The organism is Bifidobacterium sp. WK041_4_12 (assembly GCF_041080795.1).
GTDB lineage: Bacteria > Actinomycetota > Actinomycetes > Actinomycetales > Bifidobacteriaceae > Bombiscardovia > Bombiscardovia aquikefiricola.
Window position 1 is genome coordinate 557,514 of sequence record NZ_CP129674.1, and the last position, 11,661, is coordinate 569,174.

General features: G+C 54.6%; 11 protein-coding genes. 8 read left to right on the forward strand and 3 right to left on the reverse strand.

Translation table 11 applies throughout. From position 1 onward, the window contains the following. Positions 1-91: 91 nt before the first annotated feature. The 6 genes from ffh to trmD all read left to right on the forward strand — a co-directional run bounded on the left by ffh (position 92) and on the right by trmD (position 5,412). Positions 92-1,717: a signal recognition particle protein gene (gene ffh, locus QN215_RS02360; RefSeq protein WP_369344535.1), complete on the forward strand. Its 1,626-nt coding sequence runs from the start codon at positions 92-94 to the stop codon at positions 1,715-1,717. Positions 1,718-1,794: 77 nt separating this feature from the next. Continuing rightward, positions 1,795-2,913 carry an endonuclease/exonuclease/phosphatase family protein gene (locus QN215_RS02365; RefSeq protein ID WP_369344536.1) on the forward strand — a complete coding sequence of 373 codons (1,119 nt, stop codon included), beginning with the start codon at positions 1,795-1,797 and terminating at the stop codon, positions 2,911-2,913. Between the two features lie 214 nt (positions 2,914-3,127). Then, entirely contained in the window at positions 3,128-3,583 is a 456-nt protein-coding gene (rpsP, locus tag QN215_RS02370; protein WP_369344537.1) for a 30S ribosomal protein S16, read from the forward strand. Between the two features lie 3 nt (positions 3,584-3,586). Beyond that, positions 3,587-3,814 carry an RNA-binding protein gene (locus QN215_RS02375; RefSeq protein ID WP_369344538.1) on the forward strand — a complete coding sequence of 76 codons (228 nt, stop codon included), beginning with the start codon at positions 3,587-3,589 and terminating at the stop codon, positions 3,812-3,814. Between the two features lie 15 nt (positions 3,815-3,829). After that, positions 3,830-4,504 carry a ribosome maturation factor RimM gene (rimM, locus tag QN215_RS02380; protein ID WP_369344539.1) on the forward strand — a complete coding sequence of 225 codons (675 nt, stop codon included), beginning with the start codon at positions 3,830-3,832 and terminating at the stop codon, positions 4,502-4,504. Between the two features lie 14 nt (positions 4,505-4,518). Beyond that, positions 4,519-5,412, forward strand: coding sequence for a tRNA (guanosine(37)-N1)-methyltransferase TrmD (gene trmD / locus QN215_RS02385; protein WP_369344540.1), 894 nt, complete (start codon positions 4,519-4,521; stop codon positions 5,410-5,412). 109 nt (positions 5,413-5,521) lie between these two features. Here the strand turns inward: trmD and QN215_RS02390 are convergent, their stop codons facing one another. Then, the gene (locus QN215_RS02390) at positions 5,522-6,160 is read right to left on the reverse strand and encodes an RsmD family RNA methyltransferase (protein WP_369344541.1); all 639 of its coding nucleotides are present in this window, start codon (positions 6,158-6,160) and stop codon (positions 5,522-5,524) included. 43 nt (positions 6,161-6,203) lie between these two features. Then, the gene (gene cysS / locus QN215_RS02395; RefSeq protein WP_369344542.1) at positions 6,204-7,790 is read right to left on the reverse strand and encodes a cysteine--tRNA ligase; all 1,587 of its coding nucleotides are present in this window, start codon (positions 7,788-7,790) and stop codon (positions 6,204-6,206) included. Between the two features lie 161 nt (positions 7,791-7,951). On the opposite strand from cysS, the gene QN215_RS02400 reads away from it, so the two are divergent. Continuing rightward, entirely contained in the window at positions 7,952-8,677 is a 726-nt protein-coding gene (locus tag QN215_RS02400; protein WP_369344543.1) for a type 1 glutamine amidotransferase, read from the forward strand. A 212-nt stretch (positions 8,678-8,889) separates the two neighbouring features. Further along, entirely contained in the window at positions 8,890-10,947 is a 2,058-nt protein-coding gene (locus QN215_RS02405) for an ABC-F family ATP-binding cassette domain-containing protein (protein WP_369344544.1), read from the forward strand. A gap of 156 nt (positions 10,948-11,103) precedes the next feature. On the opposite strand, the gene ilvN is transcribed toward QN215_RS02405, so the two are convergent. Continuing rightward, positions 11,104-11,658: an acetolactate synthase small subunit gene (ilvN, locus tag QN215_RS02410; RefSeq protein WP_369344545.1), complete on the reverse strand. Its 555-nt coding sequence runs from the start codon at positions 11,656-11,658 to the stop codon at positions 11,104-11,106. Positions 11,659-11,661 lie beyond the last annotated feature (3 nt).

An 11,661-nucleotide genomic window follows, 5' to 3' on the forward strand; every position in this document is an offset into this window, starting at 1 on the left:
GAAAAGGAAGGGTGAAATCATGCAGGTTCAGGCCTTGGATTTCACCGAGAATTGATTATTCTCCCACGTCACCATTAGACTGTTGTACATTATGGCAGCTTTTACTTCTTTGACCGACAGGCTTTCACAGGCGTTCAAACACCTGCGTTCCAAGGGAAAACTCTCTGAGTCCGACATTGACGGCACAATACGCGAGATCCGCCGAGCTTTGCTCGACGCGGATGTCTCGCTCGACGTTGTCCGCTCGTTCACTTCCCGCATCCGTGAGCGCGCTCTCGGTGCCGAGGTTTCCCAAGCGCTGAATCCAGCGCAGCAGGTCGTGTCCATCGTCAACGAAGAACTGACCAAGATCCTTGGAGCTGGAGTAGACCGTCCGCTCAACTTTGCCAAGAAACCGCCGACGATCATCATGCTCGCAGGTCTGCAGGGAGCCGGAAAAACCACGCTTGCTGGAAAACTTGGATACTGGCTGCGCGACACCGGCCATACGCCGCTTTTGGTTGCAGCCGATCTTCAGCGCCCGAATGCCGTGACGCAGTTGCAGGTCGTTGGCGAGCGGGCCGAGGTTCCCGTTTTCGCCCCTGAGCCAGGAGTGCAGGCAGAGAGTTCGGATGTCGTCGAACCTGGCAAGGCAACCGGAGACCCGGTACAAGTCGCCAGAGATTCGATTGCGTATGCACAGGAGAAGCTGTACGACACGGTTATCATCGATACTGCAGGTCGTCTGGGCGTCGATCAGGAACTGATGCAGCAGGCGCAGAACATCCGCAATGCCGTGAATCCCAACGAAATCCTCTTCGTCATCGATGCCATGATCGGACAGGATGCCGTTCAGACCGCCAAGGCTTTCGACGAGGGTGTTGACTTCACCGGCGTCGTGCTTTCGAAGCTCGATGGCGATGCACGCGGTGGTGCCGCACTTTCCGTTGCCAGCGTTACGGGCAAGCCGATTCTGTTTGCATCAACCGGTGAGGGACTGAAGGATTTCGAAGTCTTCCATCCTGACCGCATGGCATCGCGAATCCTTGACATGGGTGATGTCCTGACCCTTATCGAGCAGGCGCAGCGCACTTTTGACGAGCAGGAGGCTCGCGAAGCCGCCGCGAAGATGCAGGAGGGGAGCTTCGGCCTCGATGACTTCCTTTCGCAGCTTCAGCAGGTTCGCAAGCTTGGCTCCATGAAGAGTCTGCTGGGCATGATTCCCGGCATGGCGCAGCACCGCAAGGAACTCGAGCAGTTCGATGAACATGAGGTGGATCGCACCGAAGCCATAATCCATTCCATGACGCCACAGGAGCGACGAGAACCAAGCATCATCAATGGTTCCAGACGCGCTCGCATAGCGTATGGTTCCGGCACCACCGTATCGGCCGTCAATGGTCTGCTGCAGCGATTCGAGCAGGCGGCAAAGATGATGAAGCGCATGAGCAACGGCTCCCGCAGCATGCCTGGCATGGCCGGGTTGCCAGGTATGGGTGGCATGGCTGCGAACGGTTCCAAGCGTGGAGGTAAGAAGAACAAGAAGCATCGTTCAAAGTCGGGCAATCCCATGAAGCGTGAGGCAGAAGAAAAGGCTTTGCGCGACAGGCTCTCTGGCAACGGATCGAAGTCGTCTGGTTCTGCTTTCGAGAAAAGTCCTCAGCAGCAGACTCCTGACGGTCTGCCAGATCTTCCACCGAATCTTTCCGGCGGTTTGTCCGGGCTCTTTGGTCGTTGATGGCTACCAGCAGATTCTCTGTACCGTTCTCTGTACTGTTCAGTTCACTGTATACTCTCTAGTTCAGGATAAGCATTATGCTTTGGGTTCTCTATGTGCTGGTCGCTTTGTGGATGGCTCTGTGGTTTGTGCCATACTCCGTCAATGGTGTCAGACCGCTGCCAGAATGCATTGCGCTTATCCCGATGCTCACCGTCCCATTGGTGCTGGTGATGGGAGCTTCAGCGGTGACCGGGCATTGGCTCCAATGGTGCATAGGAGTGCCTCTTCTGCTCGTCCAACTGATGTGGTTTGGCGCGTCGCGGTGGAACATGCCGAGATTCATTCTTCATCTGTTCGGATTCTCGGAGCGAAGACGCCGAGCGCGAGCGGATTCTTCGGAGCACAGCGATGTTGACGCTTCACACCAAGCGCGCAGCGAACATATGGGGAGTATTTCTCTGCACCAGCCGCATTTCAAGGTCATGTCGTTGAATTGTCGCTTCGGTCGTGCGGATGCCGCTGAATTGCTGACCTACGTGCAATCAGAGCATATCGATGTCCTGGCCTTGCAAGAAGTGACCGAGGAGTTGATTGAAAGACTCGACAAGGCAGGCATAGGACTCGACATGCCATACCGGTCGTTGGGCAGACCGTCGCCTCAGGATAACGGCGGAACGAACGCACTGTTCTCTCGTGTGAAACCGGTCGAGCAGTCGGCCGCATCTGTTGACATTCTTGCTGCAAACATTCCGACATTGTGCATCGAGATTGCCGGTAAAAGAGTTCGCTTCGCTTCGGCACATCCCAAATCGCCCGGACGTGGAGGCAGGTTCTGGCAGATTGGCATCGAGCGTCTCGCTGGATTCTCCAAGCGCATCACATCGCTGCACGAGATATCCGACATATCGCATGAGCAGGCTTTTCCTTCATACAGCCCTTCACCGCAGGATACGGTTGTCATGGGCGATTTGAATTCCAGCATCTACCATCCAGTCTTCCGCCATCTGATACGCACTTCGGGGCTCTCTGACGCCGCATATGAGATGCGGGCAGGACTCCACCCAACATTCCCCTCGTCGTGGCGGTATGTTCCTTCAATCCTTGAAATCGACCATGTGCTGCTGACTGAGGGGGTGGTTCCTCAATCCATTTCCACGGCGATCATCCCAGGTAGCGACCATCGAGCCCTGATCGTGGCTATCACACTTTCATGAACGCCATCCCGAGGAACTGAACGGTGCTGGTATGAGATTGTGCAAAGAACCATCGCGTCGATTGGCATGTTGACCATGCCTGTGCCTATAATGGCACACTGTTATTCATGCGAACGGCGCCCTCTCAACCCGTTTCTCATGAGGACACGCTGAACAACCGATGTGCCCCACACATTCGGCTCGTGAAGCACCCTAATGTACAAGGAGAGCCATTTTGGCAACCAAGATTCGTTTGAAGCGCCTGGGTAAGAAATTCTATGCCTTCTATCGCGTAGTTATCGTTGATTCACGTAAGAAGCGTGATGGCGAGGTCATTGAAGAAATCGGCGTGTACGATCCGAATAAACAACCTTCGTTGATCCAAATCGATTCAGAACGAGTGCAGTACTGGCTCGGCGTTGGCGCACAGCCAAGCGAGCCTGTATTCAAGCTGCTCAACATTACTGGTGATTGGCAGAAGTTCAAGGGTCTTCCAGGTGCCGAAGGCACGCTGAAGATGCCTGAAGGTCACAAAGATGCAGCAACGCGCATCGAAGAGGCTGACAAGTCCGCACAAAAGCTGAAGGCAGCAAAGTCCGAAAAGGATGCCAAGGCCAAGGCAGAAGCAGAGGCAGAGAAATCCGCTGAAGCTCCAGCCGAGGAAGCTGCCGCTGAGGAGAAAGCCGAGTAAATCATGTTGGCACAAGCTGTCGAGCATCTTATTCGCAATATCGTCGATTTTCCCGATGATGTGTCAGTGAAGTCTCACGAGAACAATCGCGGCGAACTGCTGCGAGTCCGAGTCAATCCTGAAGATATCGGTCGAGTCATCGGCCGCAGTGGGCGTACGGCGAATGCCATCCGTACCATCATTCAGGCTTTGGCAGATCACAAGGTTCGCGTAGACATCATGGATGTCTGAAAGCATGTGTCGAGCATGAGCGGTTTGAACCATAGCAATGAGTTTGCTAGCGTGAACCCTCAGCAGCGTGAGTTGCTGAGGGTTTGTCGTATAGGTCGTGCGCAAGGTCTTAAGGGTGAGGTGAATGTCTGGGCGTTCACCGATGAACCGGAGCTGCGCTTTGCCCCGGGAGCGGTCCTGAAGGATTCGCACGACAAGGAATTTCGCGTAGTGTCGTCCCGCCAATTCAAAAAGCGTTGGATTATTCTGTTCGAGCATGTGCACGACAGGAATGCTGCCGAGGCATTGAACGGCATAGAACTGTATGGTGAAGCCGATTCAGCGGAAGAGATGGAAAGCGAAGAAGCGTGGTATCCATCCGATCTGATTGGGCTTGAAGTGCGTCTTGATGCACAGTATTGCAATGAGCATGGGTTCGATCCGGAAGTTTCGATTGCACAGGTGAGCGACGTACTCGAAGGTGTGGCGCAGTCTCTCCTCGAATTGAAGCCAGCGACCCCTGCATCCCCTTCGCAGAATGCTCCCGGGCAGGCTGCACGCGGTAAGGCTGCGACGGAGACTCCAGCGACGATTCTGGTTCCCTTTGTCGAAGCAATCGTTCCCGAAATTGATCTTGAAGAAGGCATTCTACGCATCAATCCGCCGAGTGGACTGATACCAGCAAGCATGCTTGATACCGTAAAGAAATAAGTGGTGCGACTGCAATGGACATTGATATCGTTTCGGTTTTTCCCGAATATTTTGACGTGCTGAATCTAAGCCTTCTTGGCAAGGCTCAGGAGCATGGATTGCTGTCGATTCAGGCGCACGATCTGCGCACATGGACTCATGACGTGCACCATTCAGTGGACGATACCCCTATTGGCGGCGGTGCTGGCATGGTGATGAAGCCCGAGGTGTGGTCGCAGTGTCTGGATGCCTTGCTGGGCATTCCCGATGACGTGCAGACCCCGAAGCGTGTAGCCCCTGCTGACAACGATGCTGAGGCGGCAGCAGCAGTGTCTGACGCGGCTTCGACGCAGCAGTGCCAGACGCTTGATCCTGCGCCCGGTACGACCATCATCTTTCCCAACCCTTCAGCTCCGCTGTTCACCCAACAGGATGCTCAGGAGCTGTCACGTCAGCATCGGCTGATTTTCGGCTGTGGACGGTATGAGGGCTACGATGCTCGCATACCCGCGCACTACGCTGCTGCAGGCTATGACTTTCGGGAGTATTCGATTGGTGACTATGTGCTCAATGGGGGAGAGGTTGCCGTATCCGTGATGGTTGAGGCGATAACGCGCTTGCTGCCCGGCTTTATGGGCAATCCCGATTCCATCGTAGAAGAGTCATACACCGGCAGTCAGGCGCTGCTGGAATACAAGCAATACACGCGTCCCGCCGAATGGCGAGGGCAAACCGTTCCCGATATTCTGCGCAGCGGAGACCATGCCAAAGTCGACCGTTTTCGCCGCGACGAGGCGTTGGTGCGTACCGCAAACATACGGCCGGATCTGATTGAGCAGCTTCGCATCGCAGATCTCGACAAGGCCGACCGCAAACTCTTGAGCAGCCTTGGCTGGGATCTCAGCCACAGCTATCCCGAAGTGCACTGAAGTCCTACAAGGCATCTTGCGAGCTACCTTGTGAGTTAACTCAGAAAATACCTCGCAGGCGTGCGAATCGTACCTTGGCATCGGCTGTCCATGTGCAATGCACGAAGGATTACCGCTCACGCTCGATATAGAAGACTTTGGTTTCGCCATAGTTTTTTACTTGGGTGGCGACCCATGATGCCGGAAGCGTGGGGTCTGGAGTGCGGTCGGAGCGTTCAAGAACTATAACCGTATTGGCTGTGACTAGAGTGCTCGAAACGAGCGATTGCAAGAGTGCTTCGCAGTTCTTGGATTCGTAGGCATAGGGCGGGTCGATGAAAATCAGATCGAAACCCGGCTCTTGGTGATCGTGGGCCTCGGTGCTGAGCTGATCTGGTTCCGAGGCAATGTCAGCATGGTGAATCGCATGTGACCGCACGAATTTTTCTGCCTGAGTCTGCACGGTTCGAGCGCTGGTATTGTTATTCCACGATGCGAGATGCCTCAGCTGCGAAAAGGTATTGCGAAGCATTGAACCCGCTTGGCCGGCCGATTCCACGGAAACGAGTCCCGCAGCACCGCGTGATAACGCTTCGATACCAAGGGCTCCTGTGCCGGCAAAGAGATCGAGCACCTGAGCGTCCTGAACCTGTCCGTATGCTTCGAGATGCGAGAAAATACCCTCTTTTGCACGGTCGGTCGTCGGACGGGTCCCCGACTTTGGAACGTTCAGCTGGAAGCCCTTATATGTGCCCGAAACGATTCTCATACGAATGTTCTTTCATCGATGCCTGTGCAGGTGTGAGCGCGTTTCATTCCATGCTCCAGCTTGATCCGTGAGGGGTGTCCTCGATCACGATTCCTGCTTTTCCAAGCTCGTCGCGAATCGCATCGGCCTGTGCAAAATCCTTGTTCTTTCGAGCCTCTGTACGCTTGGCAAGCCGTTCACCGATCAAAGAGTCCAAAGCATCGTGCTCCTGGCTGGAAGCGTCAGCATGAGTATCGCTTTCAAGCCATTGCGCGTTGAGCGGGTCGAGGCCCAGCACGTCAAGCATTGCGCGAAGCTGCAAGACCAGCGCCCGCAACTGTGCATTGGCATTCGGAGTGTTTGCTGCATCGAGCAACGCGTTGCCCTGACGAATGGTGGTAAAGATGCTTGCGGTAGCACCGGATACGTTGAAATCTTCGTTCATCGAGCTTATGAATTCCGCAGGGAAGTCGCTTACGGGCAGTGCATTGACTTCGTCAACTGAAATGGGCTCATGAATCAATGCGTCTGAGCGGTCGATGAAGTTCGTGATTCGCTCATGGGCATGTTCGGCTTCACTTAGCGTCTGGCTACCCCATTCGAGCATGGAACGATACTGTACCGAGGCCATGGCATAGCGAACCACCCATGCCGAGTGTTCGGCCAGAATGGAATCCACCGAGAGACCATTGCCGAGCGACTTGCTCATTTTCTCGCCTTTTGCGGTAACCCATGCCGAATGCATCCAATGGTGTGCGAAACCCCAGCCCGCTGCCTTGGATTGGGCCATTTCATTCTCGTGATGAGGGAAGCGCAGGTCCAGTCCGCCGCCATGAATGTCAAAGTCAGCACCAAGGTATCGGTGGCTCATCGCCGAGCATTCGAGATGCCATCCGGGACGACCGATGCCAAAAGGCGTCTTCCAGCGGGCAGTCTGAGGGTCTGTGTCCTTTGGTGCCTTCCACAGAGCGAAGTCGCGAGGATCATGCTTGTCTTCTGCAAGATCTGCGGCATCGACAGGATTGTATTTGTCATCACCGGTGCTGTCGACGCTCGGGCCCATCTTATCGGCCAGTGCAGCGCTTTCATCGGCTGCCTGAGTGCCGGCCTGCTGGTGGGTGAGTTCGCCGTATTGGGGCCATGATGGCACATCGAAATAGACGTTGCCGGAAGGATTGCCATCGGCATCTGGAATCACGTATGCGTGGCCGTTGTCGAGAATGCGCTGGATCAGATCTATCATGTCGCTGATATGGCCGGTTGCACGCGGCTCATAGCTGGGAGCAAGCACGCCGAGCCTTTCGTATGCGTGCGTGAACTCCCGCTCATAGATATATGCGCGTTCCCACCACTGCTGGCCAGCGGCTCTGGACTTGTCGAGAATCTTGTCATCGATATCGGTGACATTGCGTATGAAGGTGACATGATATTCGAGACGCATGAACCATCGTCGAATCACATCAAATGCCACCGCAGCACGGATATGTCCGATGTGTGGGGAGCTTTGGACGGTCGCCCCGCAAACATAGATGCCAACCTCGCCAGCGTGAATCGGAGTGAAAGGCGTTATCTGATGTGTTGCAGTGTCGTAGAGCCTCAGCTGGGGTACTTGAGAAACACTGGAATCATGCGGTTTATGGCTATCTGTCATACCTACGAGGTTATTATCGTTGGCCGACATAGTTTCATCGGCGACGCGGACCGCTCCAAAGCTCTTGCGCGCATCGCGCAAACGTAATTCGGAAGAAAGCCCGCGACACATAGAGACACTACATTGGGGTGCAGTTTAGAGAAGGTGAGAGAATACATACTATGGCAAAATCAAAGGTTCTCATACTCCAGCATGTTCCCTGGGAACGCCCGGGTCGAATTCTCGAAACCCTTGAAGATGTCGGTCTTGAGACTCAAACGCTGAACATCGTTGATGAGAAGAAGCCTGATTTGCCTGATTTCAAGGAAGTGTCTGGGCTTGTGATCATGGGAGGGCCAATGGGAGCCCTCGATGTTGACGCCCATCCTGGACTGAAGACCGAAGCAAAATTGGTGCGCGCATCGGTGAGCGTCGGCAAGCCTGTTCTGGGCGTGTGCCTGGGACATCAGATCATTGCCACGGCGATCGGGGGAAAACTCAGCAGCAATGCTGTCGAGGAAGTCGGATTCGCTCCGATCAAACGACTTGACCAGCATGACTATTTCTCAATGTGGAACAAGCAAGTCAATGTGTTGCATTGGCATAGTGATGTCGTTGGTCTGCCTGAAGGGGCGCAGCTGCTAGCGCGTTCCGAGAAGACGAAGGTTCAGGCTTTTCGCTTCGCTTCGGCGCTCGGATTGCAGTTTCATATGGAAGTGAACCTTGCCATGCTTGAAGCATGGCTTTCGGAATCCACCATGTCGGGAGATCTGAGCAAATCCGACAAGAAAAAGATGATTGCAGACTTCAACGAATACAATCCTCAGCTGCTTCCCCTTGCCGACTCCGTATTCAACGGCTTCGCTGCCCGCTGCTCCACTTATTCCGCATTTTTGGAAGACAATTAGACGATTTTTGAGCGACATTGCGAGTTTTGCGGCCTTTTTCAAGTATAAATGCTGATTTTCCGCAGTATGAGGTGCCAGAATCAACGAATTCATGCCCTTATACTTGAAAAAGGCCGCAAAACTCGCAATGTCTCGCTGGAAGAGCCCCTCAGGAGCCAAGAATCAGCGAACATTCATGCGATTGACCCCGTGTCGAGCTATATTTGAGCATCATGCCTGTTTATGACCTTGGATTAGAACACGTCTCTCTTGCTTTTGCCACCACAAACGTCTTTGCCGATGTGACGCAAGGCGTTTTTGAAGGCGATCGAATCGGTATCGTTGGTCGCAATGGTGGTGGGAAATCAACGCTTCTCCAGCTGCTTGCCGGTCAGCAGCAACCCGATGACGGACGAGTCACCAGACGCAATGGACTGAGCTTCGGACTTCTGGATCAACGCGACCCCCTGGACGATAATCAAACGATTCGTCAGGCAGCGCTGGAAAACCGCGAAGACTATGAATGGGCGGCAGATGCTTCGTCACGCGAAATCGTTGAAGCCCTGCTTGGTGGTCTGCGTTTGGATACCAAGATTGGCGAGCTTTCAGGAGGTCAGCGAAGGCGTGCGGACCTGGCCCGTCTCCTGCTGCATGATTGGGATATTCTTGCGCTTGATGAGCCTACCAACCATCTGGACATCGTCACGATCCACTGGCTTGCAGAGCATCTGAAGAACCGCTGGTCGAACGGCAGTGGCGCGCTGCTGCTCGTCACCCATGATCGCTGGTTCCTTGATGAAGTCTGCGAAAGCATGTGGGAAGTGCATGACGGTTCCATCGACCCATTCGAGGGCGGCTACAGCGCCTATATGCTGCAGCGCGTGGAGCGCGACCGTCAGAACAGCGTTGCAGAGAACAAGCGTCGCAATCTTGCACGAAAAGAACTCGCCTGGCTGACCCGCGGCGCAAGGGCTCGCGCCACCAAGCAGAAATTCCATGTCAAGGCGGCGAACGAGCTGATCGCCGATGTTCCTCCCATGCGCAACACTTTGGAACTCAGGCAGATGGCGACGTCACGCCTCGGCAAGCAGGTTGTGGATCTCACCCATGTCACGCAGATCTATGCAGAAGCAGACACGCATGAGAGTCAATCCGATGTGATTCCATCGCCTTATGCCGCAGCAACCGTCGAGGCTTCGGTAACGGTTACGGTTGACGAGGCGCGTGCGAACGCAGCGCAGACTGTCAACGATCCCGAGGTCTTGGATGCAACGACAAGCTCTGGTGTCGCAAGCGTCGAAAGTTCAACAGATACCTCTGTCGATGATGTTGTTGCTGCGAAAAGCGTTGTGGTGACCGGCAAGCGCATTCTCAACGATGTGACCTGGCTGATTGGGCCTGGAGACCGAATCGGCATCGTTGGAGCGAATGGTGCCGGAAAATCGACGCTGCTGCGCATTCTTGACGGAACGTTGAAGCCAACCAAAGGCCGTGTCAAGATTGGCAAGACCGTGAAGTTCGCAGTGCTTACCCAGAGGCTTGATGAGCTGGAAAAGCTCGGAAAATATCGGATCAAAGAAGTGTTGAGCCGATATAAGACAAGCTACGTCGTCGAGGGCAAAGAGGTGACCCCCGGCCAGCTTATGGAGCGTCTCGGATTCGAATCCGCGCAGCTCATGACGCGCATTCAGGACCTTTCCGGAGGACAGAAGCGCCGCATGCAGTTGCTGCTGATTCTTCTCGATGAACCGAACGTGCTGGTCATGGACGAGCCAGGCAACGATTTGGACACTGACATGCTTGCGGTTATGGAGGATTTGCTCGATACATGGACAGGCACCCTGATTGTCGTCTCGCATGATAGATATCTTCTCGAGCGGGTGACCGACCAGCAGTTCGCGCTCATTGACGGCAAGGTGCGGCATCTGCCCGGAGGTGTGGATGACTACATGCAGTTGATCGCATCGGGAAGCGATCAAGCTGATTCGCAAGCCGACAGCGATGCCAGCAATGATGAGAATATTGCATCAGCTGGAGATGACGATGGCAGCCGTGTGGACGCTAAGGCAGAACGTATGGCGAAGCGCGACGCAGCGAAGCGTGTCTCGGCAATTGAGCGGAAAATGTCCAAATTGGAAGACAGCAAGAAGAAGATCGAACAGCAGATGGCCGACCATGATCCTTCCGATTACGAAGGTCTGAACAAGCTCAATGCACAACTCGAAGCCGTTACGAAGGAAAATGCCGAACTCGAAGATGAATGGCTTAGCTTAAGCGAGGAAATGGACTGAGCGAAGGGGCTGAGGACTCTCGTTTCCGCTAATCTGTTCGGAATAAGTCGCACAGCTTGAGTCGTACAGCACGAGTCGTACAGTGTGATTCATACAGCTTGAGTCAAGCGGAATGCATTGGCTCAGAGTCTCCATGCTCTGAGCCAATGCAGCAGGTTACCGGCCGGTGACGGTCGAACCGATGACCTTTTCGCTCAAGGCTCGTGGTCCTCGAGTCACGGCCACGGCTCCAGAGCGCACCAGTTCGATGATGCCGTAGTTGTCAAGCAGTCCGAGCAGTGCGTCAAGTTTGCCGCCCGCGCCGGTTGCCTCGATGGTCAACGATTCAGGATGTACATCGACCACGCGCACACGGAACAATTTGACGATCTCGAGCACGTCGGAACGGTTGCGCTCATTCGCAGCAACCTTGATAAGCACCAGCTCACGCTCAACGGTGTTGTCGGGATCGAGTTCGACGATCTTAAGCACGTGCAGCAGCTTGTTCAGCTGCTTGATGACCTGCTCAAGCGGTACGGCCTCGACATCGGCGGTAACCGTGATGCGCGAAATATCATCGCGTTCGGTTGGAGAAACTGACAGCGAATTGATGTTGAACGCACGTCGGGCAAAGAGTCCAGCAACTCGAGCGAGCACGCCTGGCCGATTCTCGACAAGCACGGACAAGGTATGACGGCCGGAGCCGATCTGCGATATTGGATAATTCACCATGAT